The following is a 20,747-nucleotide window of genomic DNA, read 5'->3' as shown; positions in this document are numbered from 1 at the left end:
GATCATCGGTTGATGTCGCGTCGTTCTGTCAGGCGGGGGGTACGTTGCCCCCCAATCCGGAAACGCTAGCACAGGGGTGCCGGTGCGGAACCGGTACACCCCGCAGGTTCAGAGGATCAGGCAAGCATTCCGGCGGATTTCACAAGCCGCTCAGTCGATGCGTGGGTGCTGCTGGGCCAGGGTCTTGCGCTTGGCCTCGAGTTCGGCGATCTGCGTGTCGATGTCCTCGATCTTCTGCTCGATGTTGTCGTGGTGCTCCTGCAGCAGCTCGCGTGCCTCTTCGATGTCGGAAGCCGCCGGAGCGGCGCCGCGCAGCGGACGGTTGGCGGTTTCCTTCATGGTCAGGCCGGTGAGCAGGCCGATCACGGCGATCACCATCAGGTAGTAGGCCGGCATGTACAGGTTGTCGGTGCTCTCCACCAGCCAGGCGGCGATGGTCGGGGTCAGGCCGGCGATCAGCACCGAGATGTTGAAGGCGCTGGCCAGGGCGCTGTAGCGGATATGGGTGGGGAACATCGCCGGCAGGGTCGAGGCCATCACGCCGATGAAGAAGTTCAGCAGCACGGCGAGGATCAGCAGGCCGGCGAAGATCACCGCCAGCTTGCCGCTGGTGATCAGCATGAACGCCGGGATGGCCAGCAGGAACAGGCCGACGCTGCCGATGATGATGAACGGCTTGCGCCCCCACTTGTCGCTGAGCAGGCCGATCATCGGCTGCACGAACAGCATGCCGACCATGATCGCGATGATGATCAGCACACCATGGTCCTCGCTGTAGTGCAGGTTGTGCGAGAGGTAGCTGGGCATGTAGGTGAGCAGCATGTAGTAGGTGACGTTGGTGGCGATCACCACGCCGATGCAGGTCAGCAGGCTGCGCCAGTGCTGGGTCGCGACTTCCTTGAACGACACCTTCGGGCCGCTGGCCAGGCCTTCGCGGTCACCTTGTTCGAGCTTTTCCACGTGTTGCTGGAAGGCCGGTGTCTCTTCCAGCGCATGGCGCAGGTACAGGCCGATCAACCCCAGCGGCAAGGCCAGGAAGAACGGCAGGCGCCAGCCCCATTCGAGGAACTGCTCCTCGCCGAGGATCGTCGAGATCAGCACCACCACCCCGGCGCCGAGGACGAAGCCGGCGATCGAGCCGAAGTCCAGCCAACTGCCGAGGAAGCCGCGCTTGCGATCCGGGGCATACTCGGCGACGAAGATCGAGGCGCCGGTGTACTCGCCGCCCACCGAGAAGCCCTGGGCCATCTTCGCCAGCAACAGCAGGATCGGCGCCCAGATGCCGATGCTGGCGTAGGAGGGGATCAGGCCGATGGCGAAGGTGCTCAGCGACATGATCACGATGGTCGCGGCCAGTACTTTCTGGCGGCCGTAACGGTCACCCAGGGCACCGAAGAACAGCCCGCCCAGCGGGCGGATCAGGAAGGGCACGGAGAAGGTGGCCAGGGCGGCGATCATCTGCACGCCGGGGCTGGCGTTGGGGAAGAACACCTTGCCCAGGGCGTAGGCGACGAAGCCATAGACGCCGAAGTCGAACCATTCCATGGCGTTGCCCAGGGCGGCGGCGGTGATGGCCTTGCGCATCTTGGCGTCGTCGACGATGGTGATGTCCTTCAGGCCGATGGGCTTGACGGATTTCTTGCGTGATTTCATGGGCCGTTGTCCTTGAGGCTGAGGGGCATGGCCATGGTTTGGCCAGCCCGGTCTAAGGGATCAGATACAACGGCGCGCCAAATAATTCCGTGCTGAATCATTTGTGTGGGGCAGGAGTGGGCTTGCCCCGGACACAGGGGTGAAGTCGTCAGTCAGAGCACACGTGACATCAGCCAATGCTCGCGACCCCAGGCCTCGAACGGTTCCATGGGTGTCCAGCCGCGCTTTGCGTAGTAGGCGCTGCGGTCGTGGGTATGCAGGTAGAGCTTGGTGATCCCGTTGCTGCGCGCGTGGTCGCAGATGCCTTCGACCAGCCGCTGTGCCAGGCCTTGTCCGCGTGCCTGCGGGGCGACGAACACGCATGCCAGCCAGGGGCCGATGTCGCTGCGCCCGGGCAGGTCATCGGCCGTCAGGGCGGCACTACCCAGCAGACGGTCGCCGTCGAGGGCCACCAGGCATTGCCATTGACCGTTGTGCTGGCCTTCGGCGAATTCGCGTTGCCAGGCGCGAAGTGGCACGTCCACATACTCGTAGTGGAACTGCTGGTGCAGCCACTGGGCGAGGGTGTCGCAGTGGGCCATGTGATGTTTCAACCAGTCCAGGCGGGGCATGACGATGTCCTTGGCGGTCAGGGGCGCGTGAGGGAGTGGGCTTGTCGGAGCGTCGCGCCGCGGTGAAGCATACACTGCGGCGCGTGGCACCGGCGTTGTTGGTGATCGTAGGCAAGCCCGCTCCCACCGGGCGCAGGCTCAACGCACGTAGATGCGTTTTCCGGCGAACCACGTCTGCAGCACCTGGGTATCGCGCAGCGCTTCGGGCGCGACGCTGAAGACATCGCGGTCGAGCACGATCATGTCGGCCTGCTTGCCCACCTCGAGCGAGCCGATCTGCCGTTCCAGGCGCATGGCCCGCGCCGCGTTGAAGGTGTAGGCCTGGAACATCGTTTCGCGGTCGATGGCCTCGGCGGCATTGAGCACGCCCTTGGGCCCGGAGCGGCTGATCGCCTGGTAGATGGCCTGCCAGGGATCGGGCGTGCTGATCGGCCAGTCGCTGGCGCCGGCGAGGGTGGCGCCGTGGGCGAGCAGCGAGCGCGCCGGGAAGGTATGCAGGAAGGCCATGGCGTCGACATAAGGCTTGACCAGTTCGAGGTTGGCGTCGTCCGCGCTGGCCCAGTACAGCTGCATCGAGGCGATCACGTTCAGCTGCTTGAAGCGCGGGTACTCCCTGGGATTGACCATCTGCAGGTGCGTGATCGAGTGGGGGATGCCGCTGTCGCGATCCCGGCGGGCCTGGGCCACGCCGTCGAGCGCCGCGCGCACGGCACGGTCGCCGATGGCGTGCACGTGCACCAGCCAGCCGCGGGCATCGGCGGCGCTGACCAGTTCGCCGAAATGCGCAGGGTCCAGCAGCAGTTCGCCGTATTGCCCGGAGTTGCTGTAGGGCTCGAGCATCGCCGCGCTCTGTGCCGGCATCTCGGCGACGCCGTCGGCGAATACCTTGATGCCGGGCAGGGTCAGGTTGGGCACGCCGAGGAACTGCCGGCGTACCTTGTCCAGTTCATCCAGGTCGGCCGGGCGGGCCCTGGAGTCGGCCATCAGCAGCGCTGCGACATGGGCGGTCAGCTCGCCGCGCAGGGCCAGGTCCTTGTACACCGGCAGCACCCCGAGCGAATCGTTGTGCACGTCGGCGCCAGGCAGCTCGTTGGCCAGCGGGTCCATCCAGCCGGTGACGCCCAGGCGCTTGTAGTGATCCAGGGCCATGCGCCCGGCGGTCATCAAGGTGTCGTGAGTCAGAGGCGGCAGCAGGTCGGTGAGCGGATACAGGCCGGCATCGACAAGAAAACCGTTGGGCGTGCCGTCCGGGTGCTGGCCGATGGTGTTGCGGGCCGCGGCCGGCAGCGCGGCGATCTTCGCCGCATCGATTCCGGCCCGGGCGAGCATGGCCCGGTTGGCCCAGCCGGTGTGCATGTCGTTGGCGGCCAGCAGGATCGGTTGGCGCGCCCATTCGCCCTGGTTGAAGCGTTGCTCCAGTGCGGCGATATCGTCCCAGTAGGTCGGCGGCAGGCCGCCGACGCTGAGGAATTCGCCGCGCCGCGCCCTGCCGTCGTCACGCCACTGACGCAGTCGCTGTTCCAGCTGTTCCAGGGGAATCTGCTCGCCGGCCAGATCGGCCAGCTCCAGTTGCAGGCCGCCCTTGATGGCATGGGCGTGAGAGTCGAGCAGCCCGGGCATCAGGACCTTGCCGCCCAGGTCGAGGGTCCGGGTGGCGTCGGCCTTCAACCGCAGCACGGCCTGGTCGCTGCCTACCGCGACGATCTTCTCGCCTTCCACCGCCACGGCCTGCTGCAACGGCTGTCCTGGCCTGGCGGTGTAGACCTTGGCGTTGTGCAGGATCAGGTCCACGGCGGCGAAGCCGGGCAGGGCGGTGCAGGCCAGGCCGGCGCCGAGCGCGATCTTCAGGAGCTGCTTCATTCGATGCCTCGTGCTTGGAGTGATGTCACGGCAGGCTAGCCAGGCGCGAGCGGAGGTTAAACGGCGCGGCAGGCACAACTCTTTTCGTGTCTGGGAAAGAGTCGATGGAGCAGGGCACCGGCTGACGCCGTTCCGGTACTGAGTCGATGCAACGCCCCGGTTGTCGTTGACGGTTAAAGGCAGGGATACTCGCCACGCCCCACTTGTGCCCACCAGGAAGCAACCATGGACAAAATGACGGCCCTGACCATCTTCGTCGCCGCCGCTGAGCACGGCAGCTTCAGCCGCGCCGCCGAGCAGCTGGGCAAGACGCCGTCGGCCATCACCAAGGCGGTCGCCCACCTGGAGGCCGAGCTGGGCGTGCGCCTGTTCGAACGCACCACCCGGCGCATGGCCCTGACCGAAGCCGGCACCCTGTACCTCGAAGGGGCGCGCCAGGCGTTGATGCACCTGCAACGGGTCACCGAGGAGGTGGAGCAGTTGCAGCACGAACTGCGCGGCACGCTGCGCATCACCGCGCCGCCGTCGTTCGGCCCGGCCTTTCTCAACCAGGTGTGCTGCCGCTTCATGCGCGAGCATCCGCAGGTTCGCCTCGAAGTGAACCTGAACGACGCCAACGATGACCTGATCGATGGCGGCTACGATCTGTCGCTGCGCGACGGCCCCACCGACCAGCCCGAGCTGATCGCCCAGCCCTTGATCGAAAACCGCGTGATCCTCTGCGCCAGCCCCGACTACCTGGCCCGGCGCGGCGATGCCATCACCCTCGACAACTACGCCTGGCACGACTGGCTGCTGCTGCGCCACCCGCTGCTCAATCGCGCCTTCTGGTGGATCGAGCACGAGGGCCAGACGGTGCGGGTGCGTCAGCCCACGCCGAAGCTGGTGAGCGACAACTTCGACTTCCTGCTGGCCTGCCTGCTCGACGGCCAGGGCCTGCAGTTCGTCCCCACCTGGTGCGCCGCGCCGTACCTGGCCAAAGGGCAGCTGGTGGAAGTGATGCCCGATTACTGGCGGGCATTGAGCGCGTTCGGGCCCTGGGTACACGTGCTGTACCTGCCGCACCGGCGCAATACGCGCAAGGTGCAGGCGTTCATCGCCCTGCTGCATGAGCAGCTGCGTGGCCAGGGGTTGCGCGGCTGAGTTTTTCCTTTCGGGCACAAAAGTTGTGCGGCGGATGACGATGATCGGCACCTGTCCTCGCCGCTAGGCTTGCCGCTTGCGTCCCATCAGGAAACCCGCCGTGAAGATCCATGCCTTCGTTACCGAAACTTCCGATCCCCACGCCCGTGGCCAGCAGGTCGGCGAGCGCTTCGCCGAGCAGATTCGCCAGACCACCGGGCGGTACCTGGACTTCTTTCCCCGCGTCGACGTGACGCTGGCTGAGGCCCGGCGCATCGGCGAGAACAGCCTGGCCGCTCTCGAGGCCTGGAGCCCGGACCTGGCCAACGAAATCCACGGCCTGGCCAGTGGCGCCGGCCTGCCGCTGTGGCAGTTGGCGAGCCTCAACGCCCGCACCGAGGTGCTGGCGGCCCGTAGCCGCCACAGCGAATGCTCCACCACCGTGCATGCCCCTCGTGGGGTGCGCGCGCCGCAGACCCTGCAGACCTGGGACTGGCATGACAGCCTCTGCCCCCACGGCCTGATGCTGGCCCTGCGCAGCCGCAGCGGCCTTGCGGTCAAGCTGTTCTGCGAGTTCGGCATGCTGGCCAAGCTGGGTGTCAACAGTGCCGGCCTGGGCCTGCATTTCAACATCCTTCACCATCGCAGCGACAACGCCGATGGCGGCGTGCCGGTGCACGCCATCGCCCGGCGCCTGCTGGACGAGGCGCGCAGTGTCGAGGAGGCCATCGAACTGGCCCGTTCGGCGCGGGTCAGCGCCTCCACCGTGCTCACCGTGTTCTCCCGCGAGGACCGCAGCCCGCGTGCCGTGAGCATCGAGCTGAGCCCCGAGCGCACGGCGCTGGTGCTGCCCCGCGAGGATGGCTGGTTGCTGCACACCAACCACTTCCTCGACCCGCAGCTCGCCGCAGGCGAGCAAGTCGCCGACCGGGCCGACACCCAGTGCCGGCTGGCTCACCTGGAGCAGGTGATCGGCCAGATGACCGGCGCCGACCTGCGTGCCCGCGCCGAGGCCATGTGTGGCGCGGCGGGCGACGCCGCGCCGATCTGCTTCCACCCGGACCTGGCCCTGCCCGACACCGAGCGTTGGCAGACGCTGCTGAGCGTGGGCATCGACACCGAGCACGGCTTCCTCGACTACGTGGCCGGCACGCCCCTGCAACTGGCCAAGGCCGGCAGCCAACGTTTCTGAGCCCATCCGCATCACGAGAACAACAACAATGCATGCACAACCTTCCCGCTGCGCCTTGCGCACTTTCTGCGTATCCGGCCTGGGCACGGCCCTGGAGTTCTACGACTTCATCATCTACGGCACCGCCGCCGCGCTGGTGTTTCCCCAGGTGTTCTTCCCGGAGCTGGACCACCTGACCGCCACCCTGGTGGCCTTCAGCGCCTTCGGCGCCGGCTTCTTCGCCCGGCCCCTGGGTGGACTGGTATTCGGTCACTTCGGCGATCGCCTGGGGCGGCAGAACGTGCTGGTCGCCACCTTGCTGCTGATGGGCCTGAGCACCTTCCTCATCGGCTGCCTGCCCAGCCATGCCAGCATCGGCGTGGCCGCGCCGGTGCTGCTGGTGCTGTTGCGCCTGGTCCAGGGCTTCGCCGCCGGGGGCGAGTGGGGCGGCGCCGCGCTGTTCGGCATCGAGTCGGCGCCGCCGGGCCGGCGCGGGCTGTGGGGCAGCTTCACCAGCATGGGCATCGGCGTGGGCGGGATTCTCGGCGCGGCGGTCTTCGCCATCGTCAGCGCCGCGTTCGATGACAACCTGGTGGACTTCGCCTGGCGCATCCCGTTCTGGCTGGGCGGCTGTCTGGTGCTGATCGGGCTGTATGCGCGGCTGAAGGCGCCGCTGGCCACGCCCAAGGTCAAGCCCGTGCGTGCCCCATTGGCCCAGGCCTTGCGTCAACGGCCACGACAAATGCTGCTGTGCACCGGCATCGCCTTCGGTTACTGCACCATCGCCTATATCGGCAGCACTTTTTTCCTGACCTACGCCACCCAGGTGGGCTACGGCAGTACCCAGGCGCTGATGTTCGACCTGGCCCTGTCGCTGGCCATCGTGCTGTCGGCACCGCTGTTCGGCCACCTGTCGGACCGCCTGGGCCGCCGCCCGGTGATGGTGTTCGGGGCGCTGGTCATGGCGCTGGGGCTGTTCGCCTTCTTCGCCCTGGTGGACATGCGCCATTTCGCCATCGCCCTGGTCGCCTACAGCCTGACCGGCGCGTTGATGGGGGCGACCCAGGGGCCGATCCCGGCGTTCCTCGGCGAGCAGTTCCCGCGGGCCATGCGTTATTCGGGGATCTCGGCCAGCTACCAGATCGGCGCGGCCCTGGGTGGGGGAACGGCATCGAGCATCGCCACGGCGATCCTCATTCTCACCGAACACGATCCCCTCGGCGTGGCGCTGTACGGAGCCGCCGCGCTGGCGCTGGTGGCAGGCTGCTCACTGGGGCTCGAGGAAACGGCGCGCCTGGACATGGCGCAGATCGACGGGGATCACACCGCCGAGAACACCGACCCGGTGATCCGCTCGCTCAACAACTCCAGCGCCCGCAACCCTGCCAGCGAGTTGCCCGAGGCGTTCAGCGCCGGCGACCACACGCAGATGCTGTAGCGCCCCGGCACCACCGCGACGATGCCGCCGCCCACGCCGCTCTTGCCCGGCAGGCCGACCCGGTAGGCGAAGTTGCCGGCCTCGTCGTACAGCCCGCTGGTGGCCATGATCGCGTTCACCTGCTGCGCCTGGCGCGGGCTGAGCACCTGCTCGCCGCTGTGCGGGCAGTAGCCGCTGTTGGCCAGGAAGGCGAAGCCGCGGGCCACGTCCACGCAGCTCATCGACAGCGCGCAGTGGTGGAAGTAGCTGCGTAGCACCGCGTCGACATCGTTGTGGAAGTTGCCGAAGGCCTGCATCAGGTAGGCCATCGCCGCGTTGCGCGCGCGGTGCTGATATTCGGATTCGGCCACCACGGCATCGCTGACGATGCGCGGATTGGCCGCCAGACGGCGGACGAAGTCGCGCATCGACAGGGACGGGGTGGCGTAGCGCGACTGGTTGATGTCGCAGATCACCAGGGCGCCGGCATTGATGAACGGGTTGCGTGGCCGGCCTTTCTCCACCTCCAGCTGCACCAGCGAGTTGAAGGCCTGGCCCGACGGCTCGTAACCCAGCCGCGACCAGATGTCCTCGCCGCTGTGGTTGATCGCCTGCACCAGGCTGAACACCTTGGAGATGCTCTGGATCGAGAACGGCGTGCGCGCGTCGCCGGCGCAGTGCAGCTGCCCGTCCAGGCTCTGCACGGCGATGCCCAGCTGGTCGGGATCGACCTGGGCGAGGGCGGGGATGTATTGCGCCACCTGGCCCTGGCCGAGCAGGGGGCGGACGTGATCGAGGATCTCTTGCAGAAGTGCTTGCATCGGGGAACCTGGTACGAAGGAAAGGCGCGTTCTAAACGTCCAGGTAGACGATGGCCACAGGCGCTGGAGCACATCGATTGCATCCAGGCCCGTGTCCCGCTAGAGTCTGCCCCAGGCGTTCGCTGCGCCCGCGGTCCGCGCGAAGGGGTTCCCCAGGCTCTGAACACCTCATTCCATACCAGCTCCCGGCTTGTCGGCGGACCGAGCCCCACAAGGAGTTGGCATGCCCGCCATCGATGCATCCCGCCACCACGGCCTTCTCGACTTGCCTGCGCTGCGCAAGCGCGCCAAGCGTCTGCTCAAGGCACTGGACCCCGACACCCGTGCGCAACTGCACGCCCTGGGCCTGCCCGGCCCGGACTACCGCCTGGCCGATACCCAGTGGCTGGTGGCCCGCCAGGCCGGCTTCGCCAGCTGGCCGAAGCTCAAGGCGCATGCCGACGCGGTGGCCTTCGCCGCCCGCCATCCGGGTTTCGCCGCCGATGATCAGGCGCAGGTGCAGCACTGGCGCTGTGGCAGCGACATCGAGCACAGCCTGCGCATCGCCGGATTCTCCGGGGCATTCTGGATGTTCGACGATCCCATGGTGATGGGCCCTGTGCCGGCCCTGCCGGAAGATGACTACTGGCGTATCCGCACCGCCTACGTGCAGCGGGTGTTCAAGCTCGACCCTGTCGACCTGGCCCAGCGTCAGGCGCGCCAACGCACGGCACTGGCGCAGTTGAGTGGCGACAGTGAGATGGTGCTGTGGTGCGAGGCGGACGCCTATGACCAGCTGTTCCTCGTTCGCGTGCTGGCCAGCCTGACTGCGCTGCCCAGGCGCCTGGAACTGGTCGAGGTCGAGCGGGTGCCGGGCGTCGAGCGTTTCGTCGGTATCGGCCAGCTCGCGCCTGATCTGCTGGCCTGGCTGTGGCCGCAACGCCGCAGCCTCGGCGAGGATGCCCTGGTGCTGGCGCGCCAGGCCTGGGCCGCCTATACCGCGCCTGAGCCGACGGCCTGGGCCGCGCTTGCCGCGTGCCGCCACGAGGCGCTGCCGCTGCTTGGCGCGGCGCTCGCCCGGCAATTGCAGGAGTTGCCGGGGGCCGATGACGGCCTGAGCCTGACCGAGCGCCTGACCTTGCGTGTCCTGGCCCGGCATGGCGAGTTGCCGGCCGGACGCGTGTTCAGTGAACTGATGGCGCGCGAGGAGCCGCTGCCTTACCTGGGCGACCTGATGTTCCATGTGCTGCTGCGGCCATTGATCGACACGCCACGCCCCCTGCTGCACGAAGGTCCCGGCGAGCACTGGTGGCAGCGCCCGCTGCGTTTGACCGCGCTGGGCGAGCAGGTGCTGGCGGGGCAGGTGAACTGGCTGGACCAGGCGCCTGCCGAGCGCTGGGTCGGTGGTGTGCGCATCGACGCCGGGCACGCGCCGTGGGTGGTCAGCGCGCAAGGGCAGGTGTGGCAACGTCGGTGATCCGCTCCCACAGGAGGGTGTACGGCGCGAGGCTGGCGCGGTCGGTGTGGGAGCGGCTTTAGCCGCGAACACCGGCGTAGCCGGCGCCACGCGTGGCAAGGCACTGGCGCGGCTATTGCGTGGCCTCGAACGCCGCGTGGTACTGCACCGTGCCTTGCGGCACATCGCCAGCGAAGGCCAGTGCCTGGAAGTACTCGGCGGGCACGCCGGGCAGGCTCAGGCCTGGATGGGCCTTGAAGCCGAAGCGGCCGTAGTAGCCCGGATCGCCCAGCACCACGCAGCCTTGGCCACCCAGCTCATGCAGCCGGGCCAGCGCGGCGTTGACCAGCGCCGAGCCGATGCCCCGGCCCTGGCGCTGAGGCGCCACCGAGACCGGTCCCAGGCCGAACCAGCCGTCAGCCCCGGATGACAGCGTCACCGGGGAGATCGCCACATGGCCGACGAGGGCGCCGCCTTCCATGGCCACCAGCGAGACCGTGAGCTGCCCCGCCCGGCGCAAGGCCGTGACGATGAACTGCTCGGTGTGGCTGCTGTGTTCGGCATGGGCGAACGCGGCCTCTGTCAGGCGCGTGATGGCGTCGGCGTCTTGGGCGTGTTCGCTGCGCAGGGTGATGCCGTTGTTGAGGTTCTTCCGGGTGTCGGCGTCGATCAGCGCGCGCAGCGCCTCGAACAGTGGCGTGGCGGCGGTGTAGCGCTTGCCGTAGCTCAGGTTGAAGGCATAGTCGAAGCCGGCCGGATTGCGGCCCTGGTTGTGCTGCAGCAGGGTTTCCAGCTTGTCGAGCGCCTTGACCGCCTGCGCTTCGGGAGAGGTCGCGGCTTCGTAGTCTTCCCACAGCGCCATGATCTCGTCGCGCAGTGGAGTGTCCAGCGACGCCATCAGCTGCAACAGGTCTTCGCGCTCCTGCTGGCTCTTGTCGGGGAAGCCCTGCTTGCTGACGGCGGGCACGTCGCCGTGGATGGCCTCGCCCAGATCGTGGACCAGGCACATCTTCAGGACCTTGAGCAGGTCGAGCTCGCCCAGTTCGTCGGCGAAGGTGATGGCCATCAGGCACAGCCGCCAGGTGTGCTCGGCGGTGCTTTCGGCGCGGCCGGTGGAGGTGTGGGCGCTGCGGATCACGCTCTTGAGTTGTTCGGCCTGGCGCAGGAAGGCGAGGCGGTTCTGCAGTTTTTCGATGTTCATGGTGACTCCATGTCCGGATTCGGGTTCAGCAGTCTGCAAGACGAACAGATGATAACCGTACTCGCCCAGAGGCTCTCGTGGAACTGCAGTTCGCGGTGCGCTTCAGCAGCCCTGTTCGCTGGCGCCGGCGTGCGAGCCGATGAAGTTGCGGCCGCGGGCACCCTGCATGGCGAGGTCGATCATCGCGCAGGCTTCGGCGCGTGTCACACCGTAGTCCTCGAACTCGGTCTTCACCCCAAGGCGCTGGAGGAAGTCGCGCAGGCGTTGCTGGGCGACGCGCAGGTCGTTGCCGAAGACCTTCTGCAAGGTCTGGTCGCGCCCGACGTCACGGCCCCAGGCCAGGCCCAGGACCAGCGGCAGGGTGAACGAGCAGGCGATGCCGTGGGGCAGGCCGTGGCGCAGCGTCATCTCGTAGGAGATAGAGTGAGCCAGGGCGGTCTTGGTATTGGAGAACGCCATGCCGGCCTTGAGCGCGGCCAGGGCCATGCGCGCGCGCAGGTCGCGGTTGTTCAGGTCCTGGCGCAGGCGCGGCAGGCAGTCGAGGATGTCTTCGATGGCGGACACGGCGAAGGTGTCGGAAAGTGGGTTGGCGTTGTGGTTCCAGATCGACTCCAGCGCATGGGACAAGGCGTCCAGCCCGGTGGACACGGTCACCCCGGCAGGCACGCTGAGCATCAGGTCCGGGTCGACCAGCGCCACGCTCGGCCAGGTGCAGTCCAGGTGCAGGGAGTATTTGCGTTGCCCGGCGGCGTCCCACAAGGTGGCCCAGGGCGTGACTTCGCTGCCAGTGCCGGCGGTGGTCGGGGCGGCGACGAGGGTCTTGCGGCGCCCCGGGGTGAAAGGTTTGCCGCTGGCCAGAAGCTCCAGCAGCTCGTCGAAGCGGCCGCTGGTGGTGCCGACGATCAAGGCCTTGGCGGTATCGATGGCGCTGCCGCCACCCAGAGCGAGGACGGTCTGGCAATCGTCGTGTTCGGCCCAGAATCTCTCGTATGCACCACGCAGCCAGGCGACATCGGGGTTGGGTTGCACGTTGTCGATCACCTCGACCAGACGCTCGCCAAGCAGGCTGCGCACCCGCGCCACCAGGCCGAGTGACGAGGCTTCGGGGAAGGTCACCAAGGCGACCTTGCCTGGGCAGAACTGGGCGACGCGGTCGAGGCTGCCACCGCCGAATACGGTGGTGACCGGGTTGTGGAAACAGGCGGGCATGAACGGTTCCTTGATGTGTGCGGGGCGGGCGGCCAGGTTCGGCGGCTGGCGGGTTTGGTGGCAACCGATCGATCGCAGGCAGGTTTCGGCCTGGCCGATGACTTCGATGTCGGGCATTGCGCTGACTCCGGGCATGAGTGGCCCGTCGCGCACGCCGGGGCGTGCACGGCAGGCAAGCGAACAGAAAATCAGTGGCGGCTGGCGCCCTGAATGCGGTGGCGCAAGCGGTTCGAGAGCAGGTCGGCGAGCACCACCATCAGGGTGATGACCAGGATGCAGGTCGCGGTTTCCTGGTACTTGAACAGCTTGAGGCTGCTGACCAGCTCGAAGCCCAGGCCGCCGGCGCCGACCATGCCTAGCACCGTGGCCGAGCGCAGGTTGACTTCGAAGCGGTAGAGCACCACGGCAATCCAGGCGGTGATCACCTGCGGCAGCACGCCGAAGGCGATCACCTGCAGAGGCCGTGCACCGGTGGCCTGCAAGGCTTCGATCGGGCCCTGGTCGATCTCCTCGATGCTTTCGGCAAAGAATTTGCCGAGCATGCCCACCCCGTGCAGAGCCAGGGCCAGCACGCCTGGGAACGGGCCCAGCCCCACCGCCGACACGAACACCAGCGCGAGGATGAGTTCGTTGATGCTGCGGATCATGTTGAGCAGTTGGCGGGTGCCTTGGTAGAGCCAGCGGTTGCCGTGCAGGTTGCGTGCGGCGAGAAAACCCAGGGGGACGGCCAGGATGATCCCTAGCAAGGTGCCCCAAAGGGCGATCTGCAGGGTCTCCAGTGCCGGACGCCAGAGGCTCGGCAGGATGCTCAGGTCCGGCGGCAGCGAGCGACCGAGGAAATCGCCGATCTGTGGCAGGCCGCTGGCCAGTTCGCTCCAGCTCAGTTGCGCGCCGTCGGCGCTCCAGTGCAGCACGCAGAGCACGGCCAGGACCAGGGCGCAGGTGCTCAGCCAGCCGCGTGTGCTGGTTGGGGTTTTCACCAGCCATTGATGGTTTCGAAGGGACATGGTCAGGCTCCTGTGCCGGTGGCGAGGGGCGGGCGGGCGACAGCCATGGGCGCTGGCGGTTCACTGGCGGGCGTGTCGGGGTAGATGCGCCGCAGGGCGGCATCGTCCAGTTGATCGGGGCGGCCGTCGAAGACCAGGCGACCGCTGGCCAGGCCGACGATGCGATCACCGAACTTTCGCGCCAGTTCCACCTGATGCAGGTTGCAGACCACGGTGATGCCTAACGTGTGGGTCGCTTCGCGCAGGTAGTGCATCACCCGGTGCGCGGTCTGCGGGTCCAGGCTGGCCACCGGCTCGTCGGCGAGGATCACCTGGGGACGCTGGGCCAGCGCCCGGGCGATGCCGACGCGCTGCATCTGCCCTCCGGAGAGTGCGTCGGTGCGCGCCTCGGCCTTGTGCTCCAGCGCCACCCGGCGCAGGCAGTCGTGGGCCAGGGCCACGTCGTCGCGGCTGAACAGTTGCAGCAAAGACGGCAGCGTGGCGCTGTGGCCCAGGCGGCCGGTGAGCACGTTCTTCAGCACCGACAGGCGTGGCACCACGTTGTGATGCTGGAAGATCATCGCCACCCGTCGGCGCAGCTCGCGCTGGTCGCGGGCACACATGGCATCGACCCCGGCCAGCTCCAGCCGACCGCCGTCGGCCTTGGCCAGGCGGTTCATGCAGCGCAGCAGCGTGGACTTGCCGGCGCCGGACTGCCCGAGAATCACCACGAACTCGCCGGCCTGGACCTGCAGATCGATGCCGCGCAGCACCGGGTTGTCGGCGTAGCCCTTGGTCAGTTGCTCGACGCGGATCATTTCAGGCTCCGCAGGTCGAGATCGAGGACCCTGGCGGTGTCGCGAACCACATCGTAGGCGGCGTCGCGGGTGGGTTGAAAACCGTCGAGCATGCCCTGGTCGCCCCATGGCACATCCTTGATCGCGGCGAAGGCGGCGCGCAGCCTGCCCTGCAGCTCGGGGTCGAGGTTGCTGCGCCAGACCATGGGCGACTCGGGGATGTCCGGCGAGGACCAGACCACCTGGAAGTCCTCCTGCTTCACCTGACCATTGTTGATGGCGCTGGCGAGGATACGGTCGGCCACGGCTGCGGCATCCACCTTGCGGTTGGCCACGGCGAGGATGCTGGCATCATGCGAGCCGGAGAATATCACCCGGGAGAACAGGGCCTTGGGGTCGTGGCCGGATTGTTCCAGGCCGGCCTTGGGGAACAGGTGGCCCGAGGCGGAGCTGGGGTCGACGAACGCGAAGGTGCGCCCCTTGAGGTCGTCGAGGCCCCGGATGCCACTGTCGCGACGGGCGATGATCAGGCTGTGGTAGGCGCTGCTGCTGGTCTTTTTCGTCACGGCCACGGCAAACGCCTGGGCGCCGGCAACCTGGTTGGCCAACACGTACGAGAACGGACCTAGGTAGGCAACGTCCAGCTTGCCGGCGCGCAGCGCCTCGATCACACCGTTGTAGTCCGTGGCGACGAACGGCTTGACCGGCATCCCCAGGCGTTCCTGCAACTGGTCGAGCACCTGCTGGCTGCTCTTGATCATGGCCTGGGAGTCTTCGGACGGGATCAGGCCGACGGTCAGTGTCTGCTGCGCCTGCGCGGTGGGGGCAAGCAGCAACGGCAGTACGGCAAGGCGGGCAAGGCGGAACAGGCGTGAGAACGAAGTCATGGCGTTACCGGAAGGGTTGTTGTCGGTGACTCCAAAACTAGGGCTGTCATGTGACAGTCACGCCATCAATTCAATATGGGTTTCGCCAGCAAACCATTCAAAGGATCTATGGATGTCCAGCGCTCGCCTGCGCACTTTTCTCGCCGTCGCCCGGCACGCCAGCTTCAGCGCCGGGGCCAGGGCCATCGGCCTCAGCCAGCCGACCGCCACCAACCAGATCCAGGGGCTGGAGCGCGAGTTCAATATCGAGCTTTTCCATCGGCGGGGGCGGCGTATCGAGCTGACCGCCGTGGGCAGGGCGCTGCTGCCCATCGCCCAGCAGATGTCCATGCTCGAGTCCGAGGCCGCCAACTTGCTGCGCGACTCCGGCAAGCTCAATCGTGGTCAACTGAAGATCGGTGCGGTGGGGCCGTTCCATGTGATCGAGATGGTCGATCGCTATCGCCAGGCGTATCCGCAGATCGACGTGTCGATCCGGGTGGGCAATTCGGCATCGGTGCTTGCGGATCTGCAGAGTTATGTCACCGATATCGGCGTTCTGGCGGGATTGCACGATGATCCGGCCTTTGTCTGCGAACGGTATGCAAGGCATCCGGTGATCCTGTTCGCGCGTCTCGACCACCCGTTCGCGCGCCATGACGTCGTGCCCTTGCAGGCACTGCAGGGGCAGCCGCTGCTGCGGCGAGAGCAGGGCTCGACCACGCGACTGGCGTTGGAGCGAGCCTTGGAAAGCGCCCAGGTGACGCCACGTATCGCCATGGAAATCGGCAGCCGCGAAGCGTTGCGGGAGGCGGCGATTCGGGGGATCGGCATCGGCGCGGTTTCCGAGGCGGAGTACATTGCCGATCCACGGCTGAAGGTCGTTCGCATCGAGCATGATCCGGTGTTCACCGAGACCTTTATCTATTACCTGGCCGAGCGCCGGGGGAGTCAGGTCATCGCTTCGTTCCAGCGCTGTCTGAACGAATGGCAGGAAGGGAAGGGCCGTGGTCGGGCGATGAGATCGGACTCGGTTCTCTCGACTTGATGGCGCCTGGCTATCTCATTGTTCGCCCTGCTACTGCAAGGGGAAGAAGGGCGCAAGGGTCATGGACGGCGAGGGGAGGCGTTCCTTTCAGCCAGTGCGATGGCGCGCTCGCGGGACTCTCTGAAGACCTCCAGCAGTGCCTTCTCCTGGGACGCCTTGATGGTGTGGGCGGCTCGAAGCTCCCAGATGAACCCGATGCCCAGGCCCACGGCCTCAGCCAACTGCCGGGCGTCTTGCGCTTCGGCCAGGTCGCCCAGATAGTGAGCCACGTGGTGGGTGATGCTCTCGGAGAGCGAGAGGCGCAGGAGCGCCTCCAGTGCGATGGAAAACTGTTCGACGGCCGCGGGGCTCAGGCTGAGATGCTCGAATTGCAGCAGGCTCAGGCGATCGGTAGTCAAGGGCGAATCTCCGTTTCATGGCAGTGACAGTGGGCTACTGTCGTGCCTTTTACCGATCAACACAAGAGGCGTCGCCGGGCTTCTCGTGAAACCCGTGGCACCTTTGTTCCTCGTTCGGGGCTTAGCGGCGATAGTAGCGGCGGTCGTCATCATAGCGGTGATGCAGCGCGCGGTCATGATGACGCTCCCAGTACCGTTGCCGTTCCATCGCCCGCCGATGCTGTTCCCTGCGCCATTGTTCGCGGCGCCACTGTTCCCGGCGCCAGTCGTCCCGACGGTCATGCCAGCGCCCGTCGTGACGGTAGCGGTCGTCATGGGCCAGCAATGGCCCGGTCTGTTCGCCGGCCAGGCTTGGCCACGGGGTGTCGATCGCCGCGACCTTGGGCGCGGGAGTGGATGCCGGGCTGCTGGTCTTCATCTGCGCAGCCGAAGCCGGACCCACCGTCGCGAGCGCGAGCAGGCCGATGATCAGCAGGCGTGGGGCAGGAAGTTTCATGGTGGGGGCAACCTCTGAATGGCGATTGGGCCGGTGGTGACACGGTGGCACGCCGTCGTCCTGGCGCGCTGACCAATAGACCGCCCAAGCGGAAAAAGTTCTGGCAGGCGACAGGCCGCAGGTCGTCCTGCAAGTCCTTGTCCGCGCAACCATTGCTCCCGGGCTGACGCCCAGGTTCCCGCGTCCTCAACCGGCCTTGGGGCGATGCCTCTTGCACCGGTACATGTCGTCATCCGCCAGGCTGAGCAGGGTGTCGGCGTCGGTACCGTCCATGGGGTAGCAGGCCACGCCGATGCTGCACGACGGCATGCCAATCGCGCCGAATTCCTCGCCCAACGGTTCGGCCATGACGGCGAGTATCTGCGCCACCTTCTCGGCCACGGCACCGGCCGACGGGAGATCCGGCAGCAGCACGGTGAACTCGTCACCGCCCATGCGGGCCACCGTGTCGGTCGCCCGCACGCAGCCCTGCAGGCGCTGGGCGACGGCGCACAGCACGCGGTCGCCCGCCGCATGGCCATGCACGTCGTTGATGCCCTTGAAATCGTTGATATCCAGGAACAGCAACCCCAGCACCTGCTCCTCGCGCCGCGCCATATCCAGGGCTGCGCGCAGGCGGTCGTTGAACAGCGAGCGGTTGCACAGGCGGGTCAGTGGGTCGTGGTGGGCGAGAAAGCGTAGTTCCTCTTCGGCCTCGGCCAGCGCCGTGATGTTGCGCGCCACGCCGATCCGGGCACCGACTTCGTCGGACCAGAACGCCGCCCAGAGAATGTGCACGACGCCGCCGTCCTTGCGGACGTAACGGTTGCGAAAGTCGAAATGCGCCTGACCGTTCATGACCCGGATGATCGAGGCCCGGGTGGTCTCCAGGTCGTCGGGATGCAGATAGCGAGTGATCGGCGTGCCGGTCAGCTCCTCGGCGCGGTAGCCGAGCAAGGCCTCGCAGGCGTTGCTGACGAACACGATGGTGTTGTCTCGGTCGACCACGAACACCGTGTCCAGCATCAGGTGGATAAGCTTGGGGTAGAGCGCGTTCAGGTCGACGGTCATGGGGCAGGGCGTCCGGTACGCAAGTGCTCGATCGTGGCCTGATCGCGAAGGGCGGCAGCGAATCCGCAGGGCGATCGCAGAGCTTGGCCAGCATACACGTGGATGTATGCGGGCACTACGGGGCAGGATCAAATCGACGCGCGGGGCCCTTTGCCTTAGTTGTGGTCGAGGAACAGCGGCGTCAAATGCTGGGAAAGCAAACGCAGCATAAGGTCGACTTTAGGCAGCAATTGCCGACTACGCGGCCAGATGAGGTGCACCGCCAGCCCCGGCGTTGTCAGGTGCGGCATGATTTGCACCAGTTCGCCGCGCTGCAGTTCGTCGCGAATCATCCAGGTCGCCAGTTGCGAAATACCGTAGCCGCCCTTGACCGCCTGCACCTGGGCTTCACCGCTGCCGACGGTGATTCTGCCGTTCATGGTACGCCGTTCGATCTGGCCATTGGGGCCGCTGAACATCCAGGGGCTGACACTGCCATCGGCACGGCCATACAGGATGCAGTCGAGCTGATCGAGCTCATGGCTGTGCTGGATCTCCAGGTGCTGGCCCAGGTACTGGGGCGCTGCGCAGAAGATCAGGCGTTCCTGGCCAAGCTGCTGGTGCGCCAGCAGGTTCGGCAGTTGCTCGACGCTGCCGATACGCACCGCCAGGTCGATCCCTTCTTCGATGAGATCGACGAAGCGGTCGGTGAACGAGGCATGCAGACGCAGGCGTGGATTATGCTCGGTGAAGTTCAGCAGCAACGGCAGGACATGTTGCTTGCCGAAGGTCACCGGCACATCGATGCGCAGGCGCCCGGCAGGCTCCTGCCGCTGTGCGGTCAGTACCGTTTCGGCTTCTTCCAGCTCGGCCAGAATGCGTGTGCAGGTACGGTAGAAGGCCTCGCCGCTGTCGGTCAGGGCAAGGCTTCGGGTGGTGCGCTCGAACAATCGAGTCCCCAGGCGTGCTTCGAGGCGGGCGACGCCCTTGCTCACGGCCGAGGTCGAAAGATTGAGTTGCATGGCGGCGGCGGTGAAGCTGCCGGCATCCGCCGTGGTGACGAAAACCTCGATGCCTTTGAGGTGCTCGGTAAGCCTCATTGAAAATCCTTCTACCTTTAGCGTCCGAGGTGGGCGCACACGCTTCATGCATTGAGTGCGTGGGGTGGCTGCCTGCACGGGGGCAGACAGCGCGGTGGCGGCCAGGGTAGCAGCAAGCACGGCGGGTCGAAACCGAAGTTGCGCCTTTGCCGTCAGGCGAAATGCACCCGACGCGTTCATCGATTTCGCGTCCCGACGCGCTGCAAACCGGCCACGATGGCACGGCGCTCCTTGAACGGGATCAGCAACAGGCAGATCACCGCCGCGGCCAGCGCGATCGCGGCCGCGATGTAGCCGATGCTGGCCAGGCCCGCCTGCTCGATGCTGTAGCCGCCGATGATGGCACCCAGGCCGATACCGGCATTGGCGGCCGAGACATTCAGGGTGCCGGCCAGGGCCTGGGCATGGCTGGCGGCCTTCATCACGCGGACCTGGCACACCGGATACAGCGCGGTGTAGGCAATGCCCCAGACGGTCAGCGCCACCGCCAGGCCGACATACGAACCGGCCAGCGGGATGCTCAGGGACATGCCCGCGGCCAGGATCAGCACGAACACCACGGTGGCGCCCAACGGGTTGCGGTCGACGAAGTGCCCGCCGAGCCAGTTGCCGACCAGGCCGATGGCGCCGAAGCCCATCAGCCACCAGCCGACTGCCACCGGGGCGATGCCGGCCAGGCGTTCGAGCATGTCGGCCAGGTAGGTATAGGCGGTGAACATGGCGGTGAAGACCACCACCGAGAGCACGATGTTGCCGATGAAACGGCCATCGCGCAGGATGCGCATCTGCTGGCCGATGCTGCTGCGCTCCGGGCGCGCGAGGGGCGGCATGTACAGCGCCAGCAGTACCAGCATCAGCAGCGACAGCGCGGTCAGGCCCCAGAACGCGCCGCGCCAGCCGATCAGGTTGGCGAACACGGTGCCCAGCGGGATGCCGAACAGGGTGGCCGCGGCGATGCCGAGATAGACCTGGGCCACGGCGCGACCAGCCCACTCGGGGCCGACCAGCTGGCTGGCCGTCTCGCTGGCGGTACCCCAGAACACCGGCAGCAGCAGCGCCGGGATGAAGCGCGCCAGGCTCAGCACCCAGATGTTCGGCGCCACGGCCGCCAGGGCGTTGGAGGCGGCGAAGATCAGCATGATGACCATGAACAGGCGCTTGCGCTCGATATGGGCGAGGGCGGCGGTCAGGGGTGGGCCGAACAGCATCACGGTGAAGGCGAACAAGGTCACCAGCTGGCCGGCTGCGGAGATCGACATATCCAGGTCGCGGGCCAGGGCGGGCAGCAGGCCGATGATCAGGAACTCGGTGGTGACGATGACGAAGGCGGCAATGGCCAGCAGCGTGATGGCGAAGACGCTGTGGCGTGTCGAGGCCGAAGCGCAAGCGGGGGCGTGTGTCATGGCATACGATCCAGGCAGGGTAGATCGCGCTAGTCTAGGAAAGCGAAAAATTCCTATCTCGGGTAATTATTCTTTCGATTGTGTACTTGAATTCCACAATAAACGCGGCCTTTCATGAGTGCGC

19 protein-coding genes and 1 pseudogene are annotated in these 20,747 nt (G+C 66.8%); 5 read left to right on the top strand and 15 right to left on the bottom strand.

Annotated elements, in window-relative coordinates; genetic code table 11:
• Nucleotides 1-150: 150 nt before the first annotated feature.
• The 3 genes from proP to N7422_RS04200 form a co-directional block, all read right to left on the bottom strand.
• Entirely contained in the window at nt 151-1,653 is a 1,503-nt protein-coding gene (gene proP / locus N7422_RS04210; RefSeq protein WP_279805404.1) for a glycine betaine/L-proline transporter ProP, read from the bottom strand.
• Nucleotides 1,654-1,805: 152 nt separating this feature from the next.
• On the bottom strand, nt 1,806-2,264 hold the full coding sequence (locus N7422_RS04205; protein ID WP_279805403.1) for a GNAT family N-acetyltransferase: 459 nt from the start codon (nt 2,262-2,264) through the stop codon (nt 1,806-1,808).
• Between the two features lie 138 nt (nt 2,265-2,402).
• Nucleotides 2,403-4,124 carry an amidohydrolase gene (locus tag N7422_RS04200; protein WP_279805402.1) on the bottom strand — a complete coding sequence of 574 codons (1,722 nt, stop codon included), beginning with the start codon at nt 4,122-4,124 and terminating at the stop codon, nt 2,403-2,405.
• Nucleotides 4,125-4,349: 225 nt separating this feature from the next.
• On the opposite strand from N7422_RS04200, the gene N7422_RS04195 reads away from it, so the two are divergent.
• The 3 genes from N7422_RS04195 to N7422_RS04185 all read left to right on the top strand — a co-directional run bounded on the left by N7422_RS04195 (nt 4,350) and on the right by N7422_RS04185 (nt 7,855).
• Nucleotides 4,350-5,267: a LysR family transcriptional regulator gene (locus N7422_RS04195; protein WP_279805401.1), complete on the top strand. Its 918-nt coding sequence runs from the start codon at nt 4,350-4,352 to the stop codon at nt 5,265-5,267.
• Nucleotides 5,268-5,367: 100 nt separating this feature from the next.
• Entirely contained in the window at nt 5,368-6,438 is a 1,071-nt protein-coding gene (locus tag N7422_RS04190) for a C45 family autoproteolytic acyltransferase/hydolase (protein ID WP_279805400.1), read from the top strand.
• A gap of 28 nt (nt 6,439-6,466) precedes the next feature.
• Entirely contained in the window at nt 6,467-7,855 is a 1,389-nt protein-coding gene (locus N7422_RS04185; RefSeq protein ID WP_279805399.1) for an MFS transporter, read from the top strand.
• Here the strand turns inward: N7422_RS04185 and glsB are convergent.
• The gene (glsB, locus tag N7422_RS04180) at nt 7,738-8,655 is read right to left on the bottom strand and encodes a glutaminase B (RefSeq protein WP_279805398.1); all 918 of its coding nucleotides are present in this window, start codon (nt 8,653-8,655) and stop codon (nt 7,738-7,740) included. The genes N7422_RS04185 and glsB overlap by 118 nt on opposite strands.
• A 223-nt stretch (nt 8,656-8,878) precedes the next feature.
• Here glsB and N7422_RS04175 point away from each other — a divergent pair, with 223 nt between their 5' ends.
• Nucleotides 8,879-10,111, top strand: coding sequence for a DUF1835 domain-containing protein (locus tag N7422_RS04175; RefSeq protein WP_279805397.1), 1,233 nt, complete (start codon nt 8,879-8,881; stop codon nt 10,109-10,111).
• Nucleotides 10,112-10,223: 112 nt separating this feature from the next.
• Here the strand turns inward: N7422_RS04175 and N7422_RS04170 are convergent, their stop codons facing one another.
• The 6 genes and pseudogenes from N7422_RS04170 to phnD all read right to left on the bottom strand — a co-directional run bounded on the left by N7422_RS04170 (nt 10,224) and on the right by phnD (nt 15,170).
• Nucleotides 10,224-10,724: an N-acetyltransferase gene (locus N7422_RS04170; RefSeq protein WP_279805451.1), complete on the bottom strand. Its 501-nt coding sequence runs from the start codon at nt 10,722-10,724 to the stop codon at nt 10,224-10,226.
• Nucleotides 10,725-10,730: 6 nt separating this feature from the next.
• A pseudogene (locus N7422_RS04165) lies at nt 10,731-11,291 on the bottom strand (HD domain-containing protein); the annotation flags it as partial.
• Nucleotides 11,292-11,393: 102 nt separating this feature from the next.
• Nucleotides 11,394-12,500: an iron-containing alcohol dehydrogenase PsrA gene (psrA, locus tag N7422_RS04160; RefSeq protein ID WP_279805450.1), complete on the bottom strand. Its 1,107-nt coding sequence runs from the start codon at nt 12,498-12,500 to the stop codon at nt 11,394-11,396.
• A gap of 188 nt (nt 12,501-12,688) precedes the next feature.
• Entirely contained in the window at nt 12,689-13,507 is an 819-nt protein-coding gene (phnE, locus tag N7422_RS04155; RefSeq protein ID WP_279805396.1) for a phosphonate ABC transporter, permease protein PhnE, read from the bottom strand.
• 2 nt (nt 13,508-13,509) lie between these two features.
• Nucleotides 13,510-14,304, bottom strand: a complete 795-nt coding sequence (gene phnC, locus N7422_RS04150) for a phosphonate ABC transporter ATP-binding protein (protein WP_279805395.1) — start codon at nt 14,302-14,304, stop codon at nt 13,510-13,512.
• Entirely contained in the window at nt 14,301-15,170 is an 870-nt protein-coding gene (gene phnD, locus N7422_RS04145; RefSeq protein ID WP_279805394.1) for a phosphonate ABC transporter substrate-binding protein, read from the bottom strand. The genes phnC and phnD overlap by 4 nt, the downstream gene beginning before the upstream one ends.
• A 112-nt stretch (nt 15,171-15,282) precedes the next feature.
• On the opposite strand from phnD, the gene N7422_RS04140 reads away from it, so the two are divergent.
• The gene (locus tag N7422_RS04140) at nt 15,283-16,197 is read left to right on the top strand and encodes a LysR substrate-binding domain-containing protein (RefSeq protein WP_279805393.1); all 915 of its coding nucleotides are present in this window, start codon (nt 15,283-15,285) and stop codon (nt 16,195-16,197) included.
• 59 nt (nt 16,198-16,256) lie between these two features.
• Here N7422_RS04140 and N7422_RS04135 read toward each other — a convergent pair whose 3' ends face one another.
• The 5 genes from N7422_RS04135 to N7422_RS04115 all read right to left on the bottom strand — a co-directional run bounded on the left by N7422_RS04135 (nt 16,257) and on the right by N7422_RS04115 (nt 20,623).
• Nucleotides 16,257-16,595 carry a hypothetical protein gene (locus N7422_RS04135; protein ID WP_279805392.1) on the bottom strand — a complete coding sequence of 113 codons (339 nt, stop codon included), beginning with the start codon at nt 16,593-16,595 and terminating at the stop codon, nt 16,257-16,259.
• A gap of 121 nt (nt 16,596-16,716) precedes the next feature.
• The gene (locus tag N7422_RS04130) at nt 16,717-17,091 is read right to left on the bottom strand and encodes a hypothetical protein (RefSeq protein WP_279805391.1); all 375 of its coding nucleotides are present in this window, start codon (nt 17,089-17,091) and stop codon (nt 16,717-16,719) included.
• Between the two features lie 186 nt (nt 17,092-17,277).
• Nucleotides 17,278-18,141 (bottom strand): sensor domain-containing diguanylate cyclase, encoded by an 864-nt coding sequence (locus tag N7422_RS04125; RefSeq protein WP_279805390.1) that lies wholly within the window; start codon nt 18,139-18,141, stop codon nt 17,278-17,280.
• Nucleotides 18,142-18,296: 155 nt separating this feature from the next.
• Nucleotides 18,297-19,220 (bottom strand): LysR substrate-binding domain-containing protein, encoded by a 924-nt coding sequence (locus N7422_RS04120; protein ID WP_279805389.1) that lies wholly within the window; start codon nt 19,218-19,220, stop codon nt 18,297-18,299.
• Between the two features lie 176 nt (nt 19,221-19,396).
• Entirely contained in the window at nt 19,397-20,623 is a 1,227-nt protein-coding gene (locus N7422_RS04115; protein ID WP_279805387.1) for an MFS transporter, read from the bottom strand.
• Nucleotides 20,624-20,747: the final 124 nt, after the last annotated feature.

Source organism: Pseudomonas sp. GD04091 (assembly GCF_029836165.1).
GTDB lineage: Bacteria > Pseudomonadota > Gammaproteobacteria > Pseudomonadales > Pseudomonadaceae > Aquipseudomonas.
This window is presented reverse-complemented; position numbering and strand designations above follow the sequence as displayed.